The sequence below is a fragment of the Flavobacterium daemonense genome (genome assembly GCF_007341385.1).
Lineage (GTDB): Bacteria > Bacteroidota > Bacteroidia > Flavobacteriales > Flavobacteriaceae > Flavobacterium > Flavobacterium daemonense.
Map to the genome: position 1 here is coordinate 206,308 of NZ_VJYD01000002.1, position 21,070 is coordinate 227,377.

At 33.2% G+C, this 21,070-nt stretch carries 13 protein-coding genes and 2 tRNA genes; 7 read left to right on the forward strand and 8 right to left on the reverse strand.

The window, feature by feature from the left end:
- Nucleotides 1–5 precede the first annotated feature (5 nt).
- From FND99_RS03205 to FND99_RS03225, 5 genes are all read right to left on the reverse strand, one after another.
- Entirely contained in the window at nucleotides 6–1,346 is a 1,341-nt protein-coding gene (locus FND99_RS03205; RefSeq protein ID WP_144336550.1) for a DUF5689 domain-containing protein, read from the reverse strand.
- Between the two features lie 17 nt (nucleotides 1,347–1,363).
- A complete protein-coding gene (locus FND99_RS03210; protein ID WP_144336551.1) occupies nucleotides 1,364–4,180 on the reverse strand; it encodes a peptidase associated domain and porin domain-containing protein in 2,817 nt (938 codons plus the stop codon).
- 218 nt (nucleotides 4,181–4,398) lie between these two features.
- Nucleotides 4,399–5,622: an MFS transporter gene (locus FND99_RS03215; RefSeq protein WP_144336552.1), complete on the reverse strand. Its 1,224-nt coding sequence runs from the start codon at nucleotides 5,620–5,622 to the stop codon at nucleotides 4,399–4,401.
- A gap of 293 nt (nucleotides 5,623–5,915) precedes the next feature.
- Complete coding sequence (locus FND99_RS03220; RefSeq protein ID WP_144336553.1) at nucleotides 5,916–6,956, reverse strand: Gfo/Idh/MocA family oxidoreductase; 1,041 nt, start codon at nucleotides 6,954–6,956, stop codon at nucleotides 5,916–5,918.
- Nucleotides 6,957–7,166: 210 nt separating this feature from the next.
- The gene (locus tag FND99_RS03225; RefSeq protein WP_144336554.1) at nucleotides 7,167–8,237 is read right to left on the reverse strand and encodes an NADH:flavin oxidoreductase/NADH oxidase; all 1,071 of its coding nucleotides are present in this window, start codon (nucleotides 8,235–8,237) and stop codon (nucleotides 7,167–7,169) included.
- A 200-nt stretch (nucleotides 8,238–8,437) separates the two neighbouring features.
- Here FND99_RS03225 and rseP point away from each other — a divergent pair, with 200 nt between their 5' ends.
- The 3 genes from rseP to FND99_RS03240 all read left to right on the forward strand — a co-directional run bounded on the left by rseP (nucleotide 8,438) and on the right by FND99_RS03240 (nucleotide 10,050).
- On the forward strand, nucleotides 8,438–9,778 hold the full coding sequence (rseP, locus tag FND99_RS03230; protein ID WP_144336555.1) for an RIP metalloprotease RseP: 1,341 nt from the start codon (nucleotides 8,438–8,440) through the stop codon (nucleotides 9,776–9,778).
- A gap of 86 nt (nucleotides 9,779–9,864) precedes the next feature.
- Nucleotides 9,865–9,938, forward strand: a tRNA-Asn gene (locus tag FND99_RS03235).
- A gap of 38 nt (nucleotides 9,939–9,976) precedes the next feature.
- A tRNA-Asn gene (locus FND99_RS03240) sits at nucleotides 9,977–10,050 on the forward strand.
- Here the strand turns inward: FND99_RS03240 and FND99_RS03245 are convergent.
- Nucleotides 10,016–11,569 (reverse strand): recombinase family protein, encoded by a 1,554-nt coding sequence (locus tag FND99_RS03245; RefSeq protein WP_144336556.1) that lies wholly within the window; start codon nucleotides 11,567–11,569, stop codon nucleotides 10,016–10,018. The two genes, FND99_RS03240 and FND99_RS03245, sit on opposite strands and share 35 nt — an antisense overlap.
- Before the next feature lie 526 nt (nucleotides 11,570–12,095).
- Nucleotides 12,096–12,773 carry a recombinase family protein gene (locus tag FND99_RS03250; protein WP_144336557.1) on the reverse strand — a complete coding sequence of 226 codons (678 nt, stop codon included), beginning with the start codon at nucleotides 12,771–12,773 and terminating at the stop codon, nucleotides 12,096–12,098.
- Between the two features lie 1,008 nt (nucleotides 12,774–13,781).
- Between FND99_RS03250 and FND99_RS03255 the strand changes: the two genes are divergently transcribed.
- Complete coding sequence (locus tag FND99_RS03255) at nucleotides 13,782–15,380, forward strand: hypothetical protein (RefSeq protein ID WP_144336558.1); 1,599 nt, start codon at nucleotides 13,782–13,784, stop codon at nucleotides 15,378–15,380.
- Between the two features lie 18 nt (nucleotides 15,381–15,398).
- On the opposite strand, the gene FND99_RS03260 is transcribed toward FND99_RS03255, so the two are convergent.
- Nucleotides 15,399–15,623, reverse strand: a complete 225-nt coding sequence (locus FND99_RS03260; protein WP_144336559.1) for a helix-turn-helix domain-containing protein — start codon at nucleotides 15,621–15,623, stop codon at nucleotides 15,399–15,401.
- 102 nt (nucleotides 15,624–15,725) lie between these two features.
- Between FND99_RS03260 and FND99_RS03265 the strand changes: the two genes are divergently transcribed.
- The 3 genes from FND99_RS03265 to FND99_RS03275 all read left to right on the forward strand — a co-directional run bounded on the left by FND99_RS03265 (nucleotide 15,726) and on the right by FND99_RS03275 (nucleotide 21,020).
- The gene (locus FND99_RS03265) at nucleotides 15,726–16,190 is read left to right on the forward strand and encodes a hypothetical protein (protein WP_144336560.1); all 465 of its coding nucleotides are present in this window, start codon (nucleotides 15,726–15,728) and stop codon (nucleotides 16,188–16,190) included.
- Between the two features lie 253 nt (nucleotides 16,191–16,443).
- Nucleotides 16,444–20,088: a DEAD/DEAH box helicase gene (locus FND99_RS03270; protein WP_144336561.1), complete on the forward strand. Its 3,645-nt coding sequence runs from the start codon at nucleotides 16,444–16,446 to the stop codon at nucleotides 20,086–20,088.
- 281 nt (nucleotides 20,089–20,369) lie between these two features.
- Nucleotides 20,370–21,020: a hypothetical protein gene (locus FND99_RS03275; protein WP_144336562.1), complete on the forward strand. Its 651-nt coding sequence runs from the start codon at nucleotides 20,370–20,372 to the stop codon at nucleotides 21,018–21,020.
- Nucleotides 21,021–21,070 lie beyond the last annotated feature (50 nt).

Sequence of the window (21,070 nt, forward strand, 5' to 3'; positions counted from 1 at the left end):
ACTGCCTACTTTTCTCCAAAAATTTTGACATCATCAACCATAAAAGCGCCATTCAAAGTTTTGTCTTTTCCAGAGCCAACATACTTGAATCCAATATTAATATTTCCCGAATACGCTGTTAAATCAATTCCGCCCGAACTTATAAACTGACGCGCCGGTGTCGAAAGCGAGGGAATTTTTGCTTCTAGTTTTGTCCATTTTGCTTTAGCAATATTTGATCCATCAAAATTGGTTGAAACATACACTTCTAAAGTATTTAACGACGAATCTAACTTTAAATCATGCTGTGCACTTCTAAAAGATAACACTGCATTTTTATATCCCGACAAATTGATTTTTGGAGAAATCATCCAAGCAACATTTTCGGCTGCGGTAGTGCTTGTGGTATTAAATTCGGCGTATCCATTTCCTGAATATACCATGCTTTTCCAAAGTTTTGTGGCTTTTTCAACAATATTGCTCCAACGCGGAAGTACAAAATTTACATTGTTTTTAACCGACTGGAAATCTTCTGAAAAAAACGGGGTATTTCGTTTTCCTGTCATTACAATATCACTTTCAAACCGAACTAGAAATTGATAATCCGAACCAAATTTGGTCAAAATTCCTCGGACTTTGCCACTTCCCTCTGGCACAAAATGATCTGCGAATTTTGCATAACTACTGGTTCTAAAAATAATCTGATTTCCGGTATTGTCTCTTAAATTCCAATTTGTAGATCCGCCTACATTATTGGTTTCTTCAAAATAATGGCGACCTAAAGCTTCTTCGGAAAATTCAACATTTTTGAGTTCGATTAAAGTATTTAATTTTGAATCTTTCAAAGCATCTTCAATAGTAAGTGATTCAACCAATTGATTTTCATCTATAATTGTACAAGAGGCGTTCAAAACATTTTTAATTTCATTTTGCGAAATCCTTCCAATTGTTGGGTCGCCTGCATTGCTCACATATAAACTTCCTATTCTTAATCCGCCGTAATACAAATCTGTAAACTGATTTTTAAGTTTTATATACACTTTATTTCCCACTCTATAATCTATATAAGTGTTTGAAGCATCGATTGGAATACTAAAGCCTATTGCAGGAAGATTTTCAGATGCTTTTGCTTGCAGTGAAATACTTTTAAAGAAATTCCCCTCTTCATCGCTCGAAACTACATAAGCTTCAACAACATCGTCATATGCATATTGTTTGGCAGTTGCATTCGAAAGTTCATAGACTTTTTCGACAGTTTTCGTCACTTCAAAATCGGGTTGAGTACAAACTAATTTTGGTGTTTCGATTTCAGCGTTACAACCGAAAAAAAACAAAGAAGGTATAAAATAGAGAAGTCTTTTTTTCATAAGAATAAATTTTCAGTTTATAATCCGAGGGTAAGATTTAAAAAATAAGTTCGGCCATAACCGTAATAATATTTTGGCCCAAATGATGGTGTTCCGCTGGAAACATCCTGATTTAATGCTCTAAAATTTGCATTTCTCGCCTGCTCAAAACCACCAGTTTTATATACCAAATTCAACACATTATTAACGCTTGCAAAAAGTCCGATATACTTTTTGCGAACCCGCCATGATTTTCCACCACTCAAATTAAGCAAGGTTATTGGACTAAATTTTTCTTGTTTCAGCAATTCATTTCCTCGTTCAGCAGTGGCTTCAGGAAAAGGAAATCCATTGACGGGATTAATGTAAAATTGAGAAGTTCTTGAAATTGGTGAAACATCAATATAATTATCCGTCAAATAATTAATATTGACAGCAAGCCACCAAAATTTAGGATCACGATATTCCAATCCCAAAGAACAGGCGCTTTGAGGTGTTCCAGCTTGTTTATAATTTTTAAGAAAAGCGTGCCCGAAATCAAAAGTTGTTTTAGTTCCGTTTTTCGAAGCATTTGCATCATTTGTAATGGAAACATTTGGGTTGCTGCTGTAAATAAAATTTCCGTATGCTGCAGAAAAACTTGTTTTGAGAGTCGGCGAAAATTGATATTCAAAACTCAATTCTGCTCCTGTATTCTTCTTGTCTAATTTCGTCAAAGTCTGACTCACAAAAGCATCTGTTGCGTCAAAGCCGGTACCATTATCAAAAATTCCTTCGGCATAAAAAAAAGAAGTTTTTGACGAGTTTCTAATTAAAGTATAGTAAGCTGTCAAACGCAATTTGAGTTTTGGCGAACGATATACATAATTCGCTTCGGCGCTGCTGACATTTTCATTTTCTATTCCGTCAACAATTGCATTGTTCAATCGTGAATTTGAAAATGTATTTCTCAAAGATGGCGCTCGAGTAAGATGTTCAGCATTTACAAAAAACCATTGTTTGCCCGAAATTTTATACATGAATCCACCTTTAAATCCGAAATTCTCGAAAGTTGCTTTATTGCTTTTTCCGAGAGAATTATTGGCATAAATTCCATTTTTATACAATCCTTCACGTTGATAATTCGAGATTGAATACGACTGTCCCAGAAAAAATTCAATTTTATTATAAGAGAATTTAAACTGCGTAAAAGCATCGATTGTGTTAGCTAAAAAATTATAATTGTAGCCATAAATATCTCCCTTTTTTACTAGACGATTAGGATGCAATAAATCTGATTGTGACAAATTTCCTTTATAAAACGGATCAATATCTACAAAATATTCGCCACCAAGAAGATCCAGTAAATATTGAAAATTATGTGATTTCAAATTCCTATAAACGATTCCTCCATCAAAGGAAAGATTAGAATTTAACTGTGAATTTAAAGTCGAATTTGCAGCGAACGTTTTATCATCTGTTCTGTCTTCATAAAGAATATAATGGCTTTGAGATGGCAAATATCCATTTTGATCTTTCTTTTGATTTGCCAAATACATGGCGTTCCAGTCAATTTGTGAATTTTCCAAAAACGTTGTTTTGCTTTTTTCAGCATTTATGTAATCTGGTGTAAATTCTCCAGAAAATTCGCCATGATCTTTCGCGTAAAGCGAGCTAAAATAACTTGGCATTTTTTGGTAATAAACAGGATCGGGGCTGTTGGCGTTTTGATAATCGATATTGCTGTTTCCAACTTTCCCAAATTGATACATTATCCCAGAATTCAGGTTGGTTTTTTCATCAATTTTAAAATAATGATTCAACATCAAAAGCGGTTCTTCAATATTTTTAACTCTAGCATTTCGTTTTTCACCACTCTGAAATCCCCAATACGAATTGTATTTTTCACCCATCAAACTCACAACTTCATCTGTATTCGGTGAATTTTTTCCTCTGGAATTTGGCGTATAAAATCCGGTAAAGTTTAGTGATTGCCTATTGTTTATTTTCTTCTCAACACTTATAAAAAAAGAATCTGCGTTAAAATTTGTTCCATTAAAATAACCTTCTGTTGCATATCTTTTTCCTACGGAAACAGCATAAGCCCAGCCTGAAGCATTCATTCCTGATGCATATGTTCCAACAGCGCGCCAAGTGTATGACGCATTGCTTCCTGAGAAAGTAAGCTGTGTACCTTTTCTGAACAAAGAGGCTCGAGTTGCGATTTGCTGTGTTCCCAAAATACCTCCAAAACTATAATTTGAAGCTGCAGCGCCCACTGAAAATTCTTGATTTCGGGTTACATTATTCAAACCTCCCCAATTATTCCATTGTGGTCTTCCGTCAAAAATTTTATTCATTGTCATGCCGTTGAGCATCATGGTTCCGTTTTCGCTGTCTAGTCCCCGAACTTTAAATCGGGCTTGTCCCCAATTAAAAGTAGCAGTTTGCATAAAAGCATCTTTTGAAGATTGCAAAAGTCCCGAAGTCATCTCCGAGGAACTACTATCATCAGATAAATCAGTATCTAAAAGTGTGATTAATGCCGCCGGAGTTTCATCAGCATATAAATCCTCTAATTGTAAAGTTCCGAGATAAACAATTTGTCCAAAATTTGATTGAATTTTAAGAAGAAGATCCTTGCAGCCTTGACTATGAATCAATAGCAGCTGTTCGCCATTTATGGAAGAATGAAGTTCAAATTGACCTGTTTTTGATGTAAGTTTTGTTATAGTAGTATTTTGAATCGTTACCACAACATTCTTTAACGGATCTTGCGTTTTTGCATCAACAACAATCCCTCTAAAAACGGTTTCTTGAGCAAAACAAAAAGTACATGAGCATAGAAGTAAAAAAATGAAGTATTTTTTTATCATTAAAAATTCCAATTTATTTTTGAAAATGGTTTTCGGATATTAGTCCTATTCAAAAGATAAAATTGGTTTTTGGAAAAAGGAAAATGGATTTAAATTCTAAAATTCAAATGTAGATAAAATATTTACTATTATGCGTTTTTTCTTACTAATGTTTTGATTGAAATTTGAAATTAATTAAGTAGATTTGCCTATTTTTTGGTTTTTCTTTTTAAAAAATTTTACTCCGTAGTTCTAATTTTAGAAACCAAAAAAGCAATCAAAACTCCAAAAATTCCAATAAACGCAAAAGAGAATTTGAGTCCGAAATTTTGAGCAATGTGACCAATTACGGGAGGTCCCATTAAAAATCCTAAGAAACTCACGCTTGAAACTATGGTTAACGCTTCACCAGGAGGAACAGTTGGGTTTTTTCCTGCCATGCTGTAAACCGTTGGAACAATAGTTGCCACACCCAAACCTACAGCCATAAAAGCAATCGTACACGGAATTAAATATGGAAGAAAAACAGCAGTAAAAAGTCCGGCAGAAATCATGACACCGCTAATTTGCATGACACGCTCACGCCCGAATTTATTAATTAATCCGTCGCCTAAAAATCTTCCGCTCGCCATCATAATCATAAACGAAGTATAGCCCAAAACTACCAAAGGTCCTGGCGCTTTTACAACATCTTTAAAATAAACACCGCTCCAGTCAAACATTACGCCTTCGCTGGCCATACTGCAAAACCCGATTACGCCAAGCCAAATCAAAGCGCTGTCTGGTTTTGTAAACAATTTTTTCTTTTCGCCTTTGTCTTTATGTTTGATTTTTTCTTTGGCTTTGACCAAAAATCTAAAGTTAAATCCTATCATTAAAAGCACGATACCGGCTACTATTAAAAAATGATGCAACGGAGAAAGGTTTAAAGCTAACATTCCTAAACCCACCAAAGCGCCTGTAAAACCTGCAAAACTCCACATTCCGTGAAACGAAGACATGATTGTTTTTCTAAAAAGCACTTCGGTATAAACGCCTTGTGTATTTACGGCAATATTGGCCAAGTTCCCAAACAAACCAAACAAAAACAAACCTAATGACAATTGAAGCGCTGTTGTGGCCAAACCTAAATTGATAAGGCACAAAACATACATTATTAAAGAGAAAATCAAAATGCGATGGCTTCCAAATTTGGTCACCATTTTTCCTGAAAAAGGCATGATGATCAATTGTCCCATTGGCAAGGCAAAAAGTATCGAACCCAAGTCGCCTTCGGTTAAATGCAGGGCGGTTTTTATATCTGGAATTCGGCTTGCCCAAGTAGCAAAACTTAATCCCATTCCGAAATAAAACATTCCTACTGCAAAACGAATTCGGTTTAAATAGGAAGCCTTTGCTTCTCTAAAAACTTTCTTTATTTTTCCTTTTGTCTGAAAAAGTTCTAACGGATTGAAATTTATCAAAATCGATGCATTTTGGGATTATACTATAAAAGTACAAAAAAGCTGTGGATTTCTCTAAAGGTTCAAATTGTTCGTTTATTTACAACGTTATTGTTTATAAATTGCTGTTTTTTTGGCCCACGGATTATGCGGATTAAAACGGATTTACACCGATTTTTATTTTTTTTCTGGCGCATAAAAAAGACGCACTGCTGTGTGCGCCTCTACGATTTATATTCTGTTTTTCATCCACAAATTATAAAAATAAAACCAGCGAAAACCAGTTTTAATCCGTACAATCCGCGGGCTATAAATTACAACTTAATTACTGTTCGCTGTGAGTTGCTTGCAATTGCAGCTTCAATAATCTGCATTACTTTTACGCCATCTTGACCTGTAACCGGTTCTGTTGTATCGTTTATAATCGAATTGTAAACACCATCAAAAAACGAGAAATAATTCCCTTGTAATGTTGGCACTTTTTCACGAATTATTTTTCCTTCAATTTCGGTATGAAGCAGACCTTGCAATTCTTCAGGTTCTGTTCCCCAAGATTCTAAATTTGGTTTTTTTCCAATTTTCAATTCGTCTTCCTGTACGTCTCCACGAGGTTTTAAAAAAGAACCTTTTTTTCCATGAATTACATAAGCAGGATTGGCTTCTCTCACAAAAAAACCAGCTTTTAAACGTACTCTGAAATTTTCGTAAATCAGCGACAAATCAATCCAGTCGTCAACCACAGAATTTTGTCTGGTATATCGAATATCTCCAAAGACCGATTTTGGCGAACCAAACAAACAAATTGCCTGATCGATAATATGCGGACCTAAATCTTTTAAAACTCCGGCTCCATCATTGGCAGTTTCTTTATGCGCTTTAGGACTCAACAACGGGTTGTATCTGTCAAAATGAAATTCGGCTTCAACAAGTTCCCCTAGAACGCCGTCATTGATTATTTTTTGGATCGTTTTAAAATCGCTGTCCCATCTTCTGTTTTGGAAAACAGCTAATTTCAATCCCTTTTCTTTTGCAATTTGTGTCAATTCTTCGGCCTCTGCAACAGTTGTTGTGAAAGCCTTTTCAACAACAGCATGTTTTCCTGCCAAAAGCACTTTTTTCGCATATTCATAATGCGTGCCAACGGGCGTATTCACGATTACTAACTCAACATCATCAGCCAATAAATCATCAATTGAAGGATAACTTTTTACGTATGGATAATCTTCCTGAATTAATTTTTTAGTTCGTTCCCAAGATCCTAATAATTCAAAACCGGGATGAATGTCTAAAAACGGAGCGTGAAAAACTTTCCCCGACATTCCGTATGATAATAGTGCTGTTTTTATTTTTTGCATTTTACATGTTTTTTTGCTACAGATTATTAGGATTAAAAGGATTTTTCTTTTTGCCACGACCCGAGCGATAGTGAACAGGCGAAGCAATTTCACGAATTTACACAAATCAGTGCGTTTAGAAAAGCTTTAAAATTCGTGAAAATTCGTGAAATTCGTGGCAACCAAAACAAAAAAATCACTTTAATCTGTAAAATCTGTGGCTAATAAAATTTAAATCTTAGCTCTCTCGTATTGTTTTGGCCAATGAATATCGTCGTTTAATGCTGCGGCAAAATCCAAAGGCAAATTCGGATTTCTTAATGATTCTCTGGCAAACAAAATTAAGTCGGCTTGACCGTTATTCAAAATTTCTTCTGCTTGTTTTGCGTCTGTAATCAAACCAACTGCTCCCGTTAAAATATTTGCTTCTTTTTTTACTTTTTCTGCGAAAGGAACCTGATAACCTGGACCAATATTAATTTTTTGATGCGAAACCAATCCGCCTGACGAAACATCGATTAAATCTACTCCTTTTTCTTTAAGTATTTTTGAAAGTTGTGCCGATTCTTCAGGATTCCATCCTCCCTCTGCCCAATCTGTTGCCGAAATTCTAACAAACAAAGGAAGTTCTTTGGGCCATTCTTTTTGAACTGCTTTTAGGATTTCTAAAGTAAATCTAATTCGGTTTTCAAAACTTCCTCCGTATTCATCTGTTCTCACATTCGTTAAAGGCGATAAAAATTGATGCAGCAAATAACCGTGCGCCGCATGAATTTCTAAAACCTGATAACCCGCTTGAACGGCCCTTTTTGTCGCTGTTTTAAAATCAGAAATCACTTTTTGAATCCCGTTTTGATCTAAAGCTTCGGGAAGAAATGGTTCGTCATCATGATATGGAATCGCACTTGGAGCAACAGTCTGCCATCCGCCTTGAACGAAATCTAATTTTTTATTGCCGAGCCAAGGAGCCGAAACGCTCGCTTTTCGTCCTGCATGCGCCAATTGAATTCCGGGAATTGAATTTTGTGAAATGATGAATTCGTTGATTTCTTTCAGTTTTGCGATATGTTCGTCTTTCCAAATTCCGAGGTCTGAAGGAGAAATTCTAGCTTCTGGAGAAACTGCGGTCGCTTCCTGAATAATCAATCCGGCGCCTCCACTTGCACGGCTTCCTAAGTGAACCAGATGCCAATTGTCTGCAAATCCGTCTTGAGCAGAATATTGGCACATTGGCGAAATGACAATTCTGTTCTTAAAAATGGTCTGTTTTATTGTTAATTGTGAAAATAATTGTGAAGCCATAATTGTAACTTTTAATGGTTTTAGGCTACCTATTGAAGACAGCAGCCTTTAAAAAAGTAAAGTTACTGCATCCTTATAAAAGGAGAAATCTAAATGTTTATTAATTAACAAACATTTAAAACCTTAAGTATTATATTGCGGTCTTAAATTAAATAAGAAAACGTTACTTTTGTGCGTTAAATACGAACTAAAATTATAAAATGGATATAGTTATCAAACTCTCTCAATTTCTATTGAGTTTATCTTTACTTATTATTCTTCACGAATTAGGGCATTTTATCCCTGCAAAATTATTCAAAACAAGAGTCGAAAAATTTTACTTATTTTTTGATGTTAAATATTCTCTATTAAAAAAGAAAATTGGCGAAACAGAATACGGAATCGGATGGCTGCCGCTTGGAGGTTATGTAAAAATCTCTGGTATGATCGACGAAAGTATGGACAAAGAACAAATGGCTTTACCACCTCAGCCGTGGGAATTTCGTTCGAAACCAGCTTGGCAGCGTTTAATTATTATGCTTGGCGGTGTTACGGTAAACTTTATCCTAGCTTTTATTATATATATAGGAATGGCTTTTGCTTATGGCGATACTTATATTGCAAACGCTGATTTGAAAGATGGAATTTGGGTAACAAATCCTGCTCTAGAAAAAATTGGAATAAAAACGGGAGATAAAATTATCTCTATTGACGGTCAAAAAGTTGAAAATATTGACAATGATACCAATATGAAGGTTATCACTGCCAAAGAAATTTTAATTGAAAGAAACGGACAGCAGATCACAGTCAAAATGCCAACTGATTTTATTGATCAGTTATCAAAACATGAAAAAGGTCTCTTGATTGATACAAGAATGCCTTTTGTTGTTGGAAGCATTCAAGATGATTCGCCAAATACTTCACTTAAACCAAAAGATTTGCTTGTTACATTAAACGGACAACAAGCTAAATATTATGATCAGGTAAAAGCAATTTTAAGCGCAAATAAAGGAAAAACAATTCCTGCTGTTGTTTTGCGCGATCTAAAACAAACTCCTATTACGGTTAAAGTTTCTGCAAAAGGAACTTTAGGTGTCATTGCTGGCGGTTTAGATATTAAATCTTTAGAAAAACTAGGATACTACAAAGTAAGTACTAAAGAATACAGTTTTGCAGAATCTATTCCGGTTGGACTTGAGAAAGGTAAAGATCGTTTGATTGGTTATGGAAAACAATTGAAAATGATTTTTAATCCAGAAACTAAAGCTTACAAACAAGTAGGTGGTTTTGCGGCGATTTACAACATTTTTCCTAGTTCTTGGAGCTGGGAAGCTTTCTGGTCAATCACTGCAATTTTGTCAATTATGCTTGGTGTAATGAATTTATTGCCAATTCCTGCTCTTGATGGAGGTCATGTGATGTTTTTATTATATGAAATTATCAGTGGCAAAAAACCAAGCGATAAATTCCTTGAAAACGCCCAAATGGTTGGCTTCGTACTACTTATAGCGTTGCTTTTGTTCGCAAATGGAAACGATATTTATAAGGCAATTACGAAGTAGAAAAAAAAATCAAGAAAAAGAGTTAAAATATTTTTGAGAAACTAAAAAATCGATTATATTTGCACTCGCTAAAAAGAGCAACACTTTCCTCCTTAGCTCAGTTGGTTAGAGCATCTGACTGTTAATCAGAGGGTCCTTGGTTCGAGCCCAAGAGGGGGAGCAACTTTTTTTAGCAAACATATTTACCTTTAAGGTGATTCCTCCTTAGCTCAGTTGGTTAGAGCATCTGACTGTTAATCAGAGGGTCCTTGGTTCGAGCCCAAGAGGGGGAGCTTCATTGGAAAAGCCATTCGAAAGAGTGGCTTTTTTTATTTCTACACTTTGTAAACCCTTGCAAAACCTAGTCATCAGCTCCACTAAGCTATTTTCAGAATTGGTTCGAAAACAGTCTTTTTCGAGTATTAAATTCTCAGGATAAATAACTCTTAAAAACGACCCTTTTTCCTTATTTTGCAGGTGGTTGAACACATTTCCTAACTGACACAATAAATCAACCGAATTATCTACATATTTCATTAAATCAGTATCATTTTCTTTCATTGAATCAATACGATTTTCAATATCAATGATTTTGTTAGAGTATCTATTCCTAATTTTAACATAGTCCTCTGGTGATAGTCCATCTGACAAAAGCTTATCTTCTGTATTTTCCAGCATTATTTCAACTGATTTTTGCTCTATTTTAAGCTCTTTAATACGAGCTTTAGCATCTACAGTATTTGACTTAATAACGTCACTTAGAACCACTTTGTATAACTCTTTCACATTTTCGTCCAATGAAATTTTATTGAGTAATTCCTTAATCCTATCATGTACTAAATCTTTCTTCAATCTAATCTTACACGATGACTTACAATGATAGTATTCATAATGACCACCGTTCCCTTTAGATTTACTTGCAGTTACTTGTTTACCACAGTTTGGACAAATAAAATTACCTCTCAATGGAAACAAATCGTTTTCACTAGATGGAAATTTAGCATCAGAATTCTTCCTCCCATCTAGTACAGACTGCACTTTTTTAAATAAATTAATATCAATAATTGGCTGATGAATTGCCTTAATGATTTCCTCTTTTTCTTTTTTGTACTCAGGAACTATAATCATACCCGAATAAGTAACGTTTCTGAGCATATTATAAAATTGTTGCTTTTCAAGTTTCAATCCATAGTCATCTTTTATTTTTTTTCTAATTACTTCAACGGGCTCTATTCCTTTCGCCACTTCTGTAAATGCTTTTAAGACAATCTTTGAATCTGAATTTGGCGCTATAGACGTTTTCTCCATAATTTTAGCATTAGAATAACCAAAAGGAGCTTTCCCCATAAAACATCCTTCTTTCTTTGCTCTACGCATACCATCCTTAGTCCTTTGAGCGATTTTATCATTTTCTATTTCTGGAATTACAAGGTACATGGCTAATATTAATTTGTTTTCTGGAATTGTCATATCCAAAGGCTGTTCAATTGCATTTATAATTATTCCCATCTTTGAGAACTCTCTTATAACAGCCATTGCTCCTTCCGAATCTCTAGAGAATCTATCCCATTTTGTTACCAAAAGCATGTCTATAGAATTTTTGTTTTTTTTGACATAATCTCTCAATATTTTCCATTCTGGACGATTAAAAGTCTTTGCCGAATAGTCCTCAACATAATGCTTAAGAATCTTATATTCTTTAATATCACAGTATCTTTTCAACATTTCTTTTTGATGATTTAAGCTAAAACCATTTTCTTTTTGCTCTTCTGTACTTACTCTCCCATAAGTGATTACATTCATTTTTTTCATAATTTTTAATTGTTTTTTTGTTTATACATAATCTCTGCGATTTTGTATAATGCTTCTCTTATTTTTTCTATTTCTTCATCATTGTATGATGCTCCTTTTTTGTTTAATATTTTTTTACATTCAGTAATACTTAACACTTTGTTTCTCAGTCGTCATTTTCCAATTTTTTATTTTGACGGTGGAATTCTCTTTATTTTAGGTCACAACAAGACCTTGCCAAATCAATCTCATAATTAGATTTAGGTAAATTATCGGTATAAATCATTTGCTCAAGTAAAATGAGACAAATACCAAATCAGGCATAAAATGCCTTAGTAATAAATTTTAGGATTTGCTGAAACCACTTTTTAAAAACAAAGTGGAAAAGAATTTTATCGTTTAAACAGCTTAGCTGTCCTCATACATTTTGAGTAAATTAATTAAAAGAGCTGGATTGAGATACCAGTTTTAACCTTTTAAAACTAACATATACAAAGGTACTAAGAAATTCGAAGTGATGCCAACTCTTTTCACAACTAAATTTATATTATGCTGATTCTAATAGCGTTCTACTATACAATTGATGGACAGTTGGGGCAAGAAATTCATTACCGTAACGAGTTTTGAAGTTTAATTTGTTGAGGTATTCCGCAATTTGTCTATATGTCATCCCTCGTTCTTTACAACTTATAATAATAGACTGAGCTTGTCTATTTCTATCGTTGTTGATAGCATTTTCTTTGATTGTCGCAATTCCTTTGGCTCTAGCTTCATCGTTGAGGTTATTTGGATTACCAAGCACTATTCCTTTTTTCTTAAGTTCAGCTAGCGCCTGTTTAGTTCTAATACTTATAAGCATAGCTTCCTGTTCTGCTAGAGCTGAAAAAATATGTATTGTAAAATTATTTGCAGATGGCATATCAACAGCTAAAAAATCAATACCCGCAACCATGAGAGAACTTACAAAGTTCACATTTCTGGCTAATCTATCTAATTTTGCTATGACGAGAATAGCGTTTTCATTTTTAGCCATTTCAATAGCCTTATGGATTTCCACTCGTTCACGTTTATTAGTTCCCGTTTCGATTTCTGTGTATTCACCTAAAATGATTCCTTCTTGACTTGAAACATATTTTTGAACCGAACTTCTTTGAGCTGATAAACCCAAACCCGAAATTCCTTGTTCTTTTCTACTTACTCTATAATATGCAATATACTTTTTCATAGCTCAAATATTTAGGTGTAATAAATCTTAAACGACCGTTTGTGATTTATTACACGACAAATATCCAGGTGTATTTTTGATTATCCTAGAAAAATCCTGGATTTCCTGGGCTCGCATAATTTTGGATAATTTGGAGTAAAAAAAACGAGGTGTTAGCCTCGTTCTTTGGATTGTATTAATCGTGAAAACTCTTCAAGTTCCTTTTCTGTGAAATTACCAGCTTTAAAGGACAGCGGGTATCGGACATCCTCTGATTTGAGAACCTGTCTTAGTTGGTTGAGCGTTATTCGTACTTTCATCGTTTCTTTTACTATAAATATCATTCAAGAATCAAAGTATCCGAAATTTTTACTCCATTTTTCTCTCAGAAATTTTTTTTCTCGATTTTGATAGCGCAGTGAACACGCCATATCATCGCTATAGATATGAGTGTGTACTAATGGTCGGGAGCGAGGGCGGTAACTGAACCCTTTAAAATCAAGACTTTACTGAGAATACGGAGGAGAGGGCGTGCCATTGAAGGATATTTTACCCATTGGTAACTTTCCAGCGTTTACGTGCTCGTGTTGTTCAGTGTGGAACGCTTATACCAGTACTTTAGGGACATAAAGAGTTGATATTACACAAGTATAGTACTATAGTAATCTATTTTCTATTTCTATCTCTTCCTATCTCTATCATATATGTTACTTAATATATTATATAATAATATCTATATAATACCAGTAATAATAAGGTATTCAAGACTATTGTACTATATAGAAATATGCTCAGTTTGCGCTATTGAAAATTTGGAACATCAAATTGATATCAACTATTTTATAAAATTGGTATCCAAAACTCTTGACTAATTTTTGATTTGAAGTATATTTATGAAAAGCAATAATTGAGAGTACAACTCATTAAAACCTTGGTTGCTGGGAGTCATGCCCCAGCTTCTCTTACCAAGCCAATCTAAGAGACAATAATCCATCCTGCGTGATGGAACGAGAATAAGAGAATATCAAAATGAACTTAAAAAATGAAGATAACATTGCCTTTACTGGCGATACTGGAGACTTTGAATTGCTCCAAAACGATTACAAGCTGTCTGAATCAGCACTGCGTTTCCCTAACGTAAATTCTATTCTAATACCAAAGAAAGCCGAGTACAATCTGCGAAAATACGTTTCTAAAGCCATGCTTAGAAAAGTAGACTTCGATTTTGATATAGCCGTTGAAAAATGTCTGGTGTTCTTATCCAACCTAGCCAGTACCTATTACACCGATTCCAAATGGAAACCGCTTAGTTCGGTTTTATTGCATGAGCAATCCCGAAATGCGGACAGTACCTTTATATATACCAAGATAATCGAAGTGCTTACTGCTGGAACGAGTAATGGAGCGTTTATTGAAGTTGATGGAAGCTATCAGGCTGGCGTGCAGTCCAAAAAGTTCCGATTTACCGAGATTTACCTAAAAGCGGGTCTGGTAGAATACATTATCAAAAATACCGAGATTATCCGTACCCGAAACAAGATGTATTATAAGCAGTTATATGAGGCTTTTCAGAATCCAATCTGCTCCAACCTCATTGCAACGTATCCAAAGATTAATTTGCCAACTAGCGAAGAACTGCTAGTTATTGGCAAGCAATTGGTCAAAGACGGTCGATGTACCAAAAAAGGCAAAATCCTGACCATGCGCAACAAGCATGTAAATGAATATTGGATAGATGCTGATAAGAGGAGCTTTGTTGAGGATAATATCAAACTCTTTGAGTTCCTGACTTCTCGTGGCTTTATGATTCCCAGCGCAGGCGATATGTACAGCGGTGGCCGTGTTGTTGATAGCTTCACGCTGATGCCTGCTTGGATACGTGAGCAGATTACCATTGACGGCAAAAAGCTTGTAGAATGCGATTACAGTGCACTCCATCCCAATATTGCCATCAAGCTCTATAATGGTTCTTTGTCTTACCTCACACACGGAATAGTGGCGGAACAAAGCGGTATTGACCTGAAAAAAGTTAAGATTGAACATTTGAGCTTTTTCAATATGAAGTGGGATGACATGAGAAAATCTTCATTATTTAACTACTATTCAACTAATGAACCTGATATGCTAGCGAGAATCTATAAGGACAAAAACGAGCACGGTCACAAGATTACCTCTCAGAAGATGTTTGGGATTGAAGTAGGTATCATGAGCGCAGTTATTATGGATTTGAACGCTAAAGGTGTTTACGTGCTTTACGTGTATGATGCTTTGCTTTGTGAGGAAAAAGATAGTGGGCTCATAGCTGAAACCATGAATCGAATCATTCTGGAGCACGGAGTAAAAACCACCGCAAAGCTGAATATCAATAACGAAGACAATCCAATCTTAGAAACCAATCTTACTAATAAAGAGGAAATAATCGTAGTTGATGCAAGTAAATTAAATCATGGTATAAGTGTTAAAAATCAGATTTTAGAGCGAATCAAAAATGGGGAAGAACTGATTTTTGTTGATGCTGTTATTGAATTTGGCAGAAACGATACGATACTGGATAAGGTTGTAAAAATCTGTGATAAGCAGAATCCAGAAGCCTGTTATGTATCTGAAAGTTTTATTATGAGTGCATGAGAGTATCCTGCATTAATGTTACATATTGAGTTCGGAAAGTAATTCTGACATTTTAATATCTAATGCATTACAGATTTTTAAAAAGATATTAATGGAGAAATTCTGTTTCCCTTTTAAAATTCTTCTGATACTTGTTTCGTCTATATCACATGCAGAGGCAAACTCTAAATTAGTTTTGAATTTAGCTTTTGCTCTTACATTTATATTCTGACCCAACTTTATTAAAAATTCTTCTGGCATCATTCAAAATTCGAATAATGCAATTTTAAATCATCGGCATATTTGCCGATTTAGATGTTTAGTATTAAGTTTGTCTCAATTTAAATCAACCTAAAATTTATTATTATGAAAAAAAATCTATTTTTTCTTCTGTTACTAACTATTGTACTAACAAGTTGCAACACAACTAGCATTGAATCTAAAGAAGAGGTTCAAGAGTTTATTATTGGTAAATGGCATGATGAAACAACTGAAAGCGGTGGTGTTATTACATATTATCGATTTGAAATAACAGCGCAAGAAATAAAATGTTGGAAACAAATTGCTTTTCTTGACGGTACAGGAACGGGACTCAAAGGAGATGATAAGTGGGAAGAACAAACTCCAGTTGCTTTATCAATCGGAAGTGTTCAAACGCAACCTGAGAGTAGTAGTTCTTATGAAAAAAAATATAGAACATTGGGGGATTGCAGTTACGGAACTTATACCTTTGAGCACAATTCAAAGTTTGGTAACTCATTGATTTTTAAGGATAATAATTCGATTAATAGTGATACTGAGTGCGTTTTAGAAAAGGGCTGGGAATATTGATAATTCAAAAAATATTAAAATCTAATAATTAATAAATATCAAAAGCCATTTCGTAATGAAGTGGCTTTTTTTATTGATTATATATAGAATATAAAGTCGAAATTTTCATACACCGCGCGAAAATTTATATTTTTAACACGATTAATTTATATTTGTTATGATTAGAAAAAGTATATTCTTAGCTATCTAAATACATTAATAACAACTTGATTTTTAAAACTTAAAACTTCCAATTTAACAAGAGCTGAAAAACATGAAAATATACACGGAAAGATTGTCTCACATAATTAAAGGTAAAAATCATTGGTCTGACTTAAAAAATGAATTATCTAAATATAACATTGATAATAGAGATGAGAAACTAAAAGATACTTCAGCGGGAAAAATTTTTGAAGTTTTTTCAAAATACTTCTTTTTAAGTGCGCCAGAATTTGACGGACATTATACAAATGTCTGGCTATATAATGAAATACCATTGCAGATAAAAGAAACGTTAGATTTAGGAACTGTTGAATATGGCATAGACTTATTACTAAAAACCATTGACAATAAATATATTGCCGTACAATGTAAATTCAAGAATGATGAAACCAGCAAATTAAATTGGTCTGCAGATAAAATTGCCAATTTATTTGCATACTGTCCAAAAGCCGATGGTTATATATTATTTTCAAACTGTGCATCATTAGATACTGTTTCATCATCTAGAACAAATAATTTTACCTTTTACAACATTGGCCATTTGCTTGAAATCGAAAAAAGCACATTTGAAAACATTTCGATTAAATTACAGAATGGTCAACCCAAAGAAAGGGAATATTTTTCTCCGAAACCACATCAACAAAGAGCTATTAACGAATGCGTACAGTGGTTTACGGAAGGAGAAGAATCAAGAGGGCAATTAATATTGCCTTGTGGCGCAGGTAAAACACTCACTTCCTTATGGATTAAAGAAGAACTGAAAAGCAAAAAGACACTTGTTTTGGTTCCTTCTCTGGCTTTATTAAGACAAATAAAAAATGATTGGGGAAGGCAAAGAAAAACAAATTATGAATATTTATGTGTTTGCTCAGAAACGGATATTGATGGAGATAATCAAGATTCAATTCTAACTCATACCTATGAAATTGGAGGAAATGTAACAACAAATTCCAAATATGTAAATCTTTTTTTGCATGATAATTTAGAAGAAAAAGTAATTTTTTCTACATACCAATCATTACCTGTTATTGTTGAAGCGCTTAAAACTACAGAAATCATATTTGATTTTGTTTTTTGTGACGAAGCACACAAAACAGCTGGAATAAGCAAGGGAGTCTTCGGCATAATTCATGATAACACTAAAATACCTGCTAAGAAACGACTATATGCAACCGCAACCCCGAGAATAGTAAAAGAATCATTAAAAAAGAAATTAGGAGATGATTTGAAATATACTCACGACATGAATGACCCTCAAACTTTTGGAGAAGAATTCTTCCGCATGTCTTTCAAGGATGCAATTGATGAAAACATACTTGTTGATTATAAAATTATTGCAATCGGTGTAAATGATAAACAATTATCTGATTACTTAAAAGAAAAAAGATATGTTGACACCAACATTTCAATAGATGAAGTTGCAAACAACTACGCACTTGATTTTGTAATGTCAAAATACTCCGCTTATCATGCTTTAACTTTTCATTCAAGAGTAAATTTAGCTAAAGCCTTTTCATCTCGACATTCAAAACTTTTTGAAAATACAAATTCCTTTTCAGTAGACGGAACTCAAGCTACAAGTATAAGAAATCAAATTTTGCATGAATTTAAGTCTTCAAATAAAGCAATAATTTCAAATGCTAGGTGTCTAACTGAGGGCGTAGATGTTCCAACTATTGACTTGGTATATTTTTCCGACCCTAAAAATTCAAAAGTAGACATAATACAAGCAGTAGGAAGGGCATTACGAAAAAAAGAAGGAAAGAAACAAGGCTATATTGTTGTACCTGTTTATCATACAAATCATGGGGAGGTGGAAAATTCAATTAGTGAAGGTTCCTTTAGAAATTTATTACAAGTAATTCGTTCACTTTGCGAGCAAGATGAACGTCTTCAAGATGAAATAAACACTATCGCTTTTGGTAAGGGTAAAAAAATATCAAAAAAAATAGACATTCTTACTTCTTTTGATGAAGAAATTGAAACTTTAAATCTTATTGGATTTGAAGAAAATCTAAAAAATTCTTTATTTGACCAAATAATTTATAAGACTTCAAACAATTGGGACATTTGGTTTTTAGAATTAAAAAACTATTTGGCTTTAAATAATGATTATCCTTCTAAACATCAAAACGCTAATTTATACGCATGGGTAGCACAACAACGTAATAGAAAAAACAATAGAACCCTAAAACTCGAAGAGATTAAAAAATTAAATTCAATAAATTTTGCTTGGGATATAATCAAATGGAAATGGGATAAAATGTTTGAACAATTCAAGCTTTATTCTGAAATTAACACATTCGCTCCTTACAAGGATTTCGATAATCCTGATTTAGTAAATTGGTATAAGCTTCAAATTATATATTCCAATGATAAAAAAAATATAACGAATGAACAAATACTAAAATTCCAAAGTATAAATTCCAAATTTTTATGTTCAGGAAGTAGAAAAAAATGGATTCCTTTATATGAGGATTTGGTTGCATGGCGAAATATAAATCCAGACAAATGGCCTCAATATCAAAGAGACGACAAAAATTCAAATGAGAATAAATTAAATGTCTTTTGTGCAACACTTAGAAGAAAATTTAAAGAAAATGATTTAGAAAATTATTGGTATGATAAAATTTCTTCTCTAGGATTTAACTTTGAAGGTTATACAGATAATTGGAATACCTATTTTGATAGATACGAAAAATTAGTTCTTGAAAAAAATTCAATATCAATTAATGATATAGGAGAAAATGCATATGCATGGATAAATCTTCAATTAAAAAAAGACAAATTAGGGACTCTTGATAAGTTCCAATCAGAAAAATTAAATAGCTTTTATAAATTTTTTGAAACTTGGGAACAAACTTTTGAAAAACTAAAAAATTGGCAAATAGAGAGTGGAAAATCACCAACAAAAAATAACCACAAACAGTTTAACAGTTGGCTTAATTCTCAAAGGACTAGATACGCAAATGGCAACTTATCAGAACAACAAATTGAAAATCTTATTTCGATTGGATATGACTTAGACGCTAAAGGTAAAGAAAACAATGAAAAAAAATGGAAAGAAAAGTTAAATCAGTATTCTAATTTTATTAAAGAAAATAAACGAGAGCCAAGTTATGGAAGTGGTGGTCTAGAAAAAACTCTGTATTTATGGTGTTCTGCACAACGAGCGGTGAAAGCTGGAAACGCAAAAAATAGAATTCCATTATCCAAAGAAAGAGAAATTGCATTAAATAATATAAATTTTAACTGGGTTGGTGATGGTAGTATCGGAAAATCTTGGGAGGAAAGTTTTGACGAATTTAAAAAATATGTTGATGAAGAAGGAAGAGTAAATCTATCATCAACAATTGAAGGAGCAAAAAATCCTTTGTCAAAATGGTGGGCAAATCAAAAATCTGCTTATAAAGCAAATAAATTATCTGAAGAAAAAATTAAGGCATTTTATGAAATTGGACTTAAAGGAAAGCTAAACAGCTACAATGATAGAGATGGTTTTCAAAAATGGTCAAAAAATATTAAGGAAATAGCTATTTTTTATGAAATAAACAAGAGATACCCAAAAGCAGGAAAAAAAGATGCCTCCGAATCAAAATTATATCAGTCTTTAGCAAGAACAACGAGAGCTTTTAAAAATAATGAGCTATCTCAAAGACAAATTGATTTCTTACAAGAACTAAATATTAAACTTTAAAAAATTCATGTAATTATTTAAAAAGGTTAATATACAATAATAACATTTTTTTAACCTTGGATATCTAACGAAAAACCACTATTTAGTAGTGGTTTTTTTATTTACACAAGAGGTTGTTAATAAGTGATATAATATGTTAATAATAATATTGTAATAAAATTTAATGAATTTGCGCAGAGAAAATTTTATTCTTAAATTTGCTTAAATAAAAAAGCATCCGACGGGAAAGGATGCTCTTTGTATAGTTCTTTGAAATGGGTGATTTCAAATATTTTTCAATAATGTTTGACAAAATTAATAAATATTCATTAGATGCGCAAGGCGTAGGCAATGATTTGTATGTTAAATTTATTCAAGTTGCATACAATACGGTAAATGACGGAGTAAGAAATTCCGTCAAGATATTCAATAATGACCCTGGTCAGTTTGAATACAGGTCAGCAAAAGCTGTCTGGATGAACTCTAATATCAAGAAATTATTCAATAATAGTTTAATTCTTGATAACTTCTTAACAAAAAAAATCAACCGACTTAAGTCTCATGGTGTTGATTACTACGTATTAGATGGAAAAGCTTTGATTTGTTTTAAAAAAATGGATAATAAAAGCAAGATTAGCGGATTCTATTCTAAAAGATTTAAGGACATGATGAACGGTAATGCAATACATTACTCCACTAATATGCTCCAAAATCTTTCTGAAATGGGAATAAACAAACCATTACCAATTTATTATATAGGTTACATCTTAGACAGAACGGGAAATCTTGTCGATATACGATTAGTCCATTATAACGATGGCATTGTAGCTTATGAGGTTAGTTTGGTTGAAGTATTTAGACCAAATTTATTTAGTATTAATACAAATGACACAACTGACGAAATAAAAGTTGTATCAAAAAAAAGAAAAGGCAACCAACAAACTGGTAGCTAGTTGATAATCGAAATCCCCATTTCAAAGTTATATTAACTTAAAACGAATAC

Excerpts from the sequence above, each read along its gene's own strand:
- FND99_RS03205 (WP_144336550.1), bottom strand. The coding sequence starts at position 1,346 with ATGAAAAAAAGACTTCTCTATTTTATACCTTCTTTGTTTTTTTTCGGT.
- FND99_RS03210 (WP_144336551.1), bottom strand. The coding sequence starts at position 4,180 with ATGATAAAAAAATACTTCATTTTTTTACTTCTATGCTCATGTACTTTT.
- FND99_RS03220 (WP_144336553.1), bottom strand. The coding sequence starts at position 6,956 with ATGCAAAAAATAAAAACAGCACTATTATCATACGGAATGTCGGGGAAA.
- FND99_RS03225 (WP_144336554.1), bottom strand. The coding sequence starts at position 8,237 with ATGGCTTCACAATTATTTTCACAATTAACAATAAAACAGACCATTTTT.
- rseP (WP_144336555.1), top strand. The coding sequence starts at position 8,438 with ATGGATATAGTTATCAAACTCTCTCAATTTCTATTGAGTTTATCTTTA.
- FND99_RS03245 (WP_144336556.1), bottom strand. The coding sequence starts at position 11,569 with ATGAAAAAAATGAATGTAATCACTTATGGGAGAGTAAGTACAGAAGAG.
- FND99_RS03250 (WP_144336557.1), bottom strand. The coding sequence starts at position 12,773 with ATGAAAAAGTATATTGCATATTATAGAGTAAGTAGAAAAGAACAAGGA.
- FND99_RS03255 (WP_144336558.1), top strand. The coding sequence starts at position 13,782 with ATGAACTTAAAAAATGAAGATAACATTGCCTTTACTGGCGATACTGGA.
- FND99_RS03260 (WP_144336559.1), bottom strand. The coding sequence starts at position 15,623 with ATGATGCCAGAAGAATTTTTAATAAAGTTGGGTCAGAATATAAATGTA.
- FND99_RS03265 (WP_144336560.1), top strand. The coding sequence starts at position 15,726 with ATGAAAAAAAATCTATTTTTTCTTCTGTTACTAACTATTGTACTAACA.
- FND99_RS03270 (WP_144336561.1), top strand. The coding sequence starts at position 16,444 with ATGAAAATATACACGGAAAGATTGTCTCACATAATTAAAGGTAAAAAT.
- FND99_RS03275 (WP_144336562.1), top strand. The coding sequence starts at position 20,370 with ATGTTTGACAAAATTAATAAATATTCATTAGATGCGCAAGGCGTAGGC.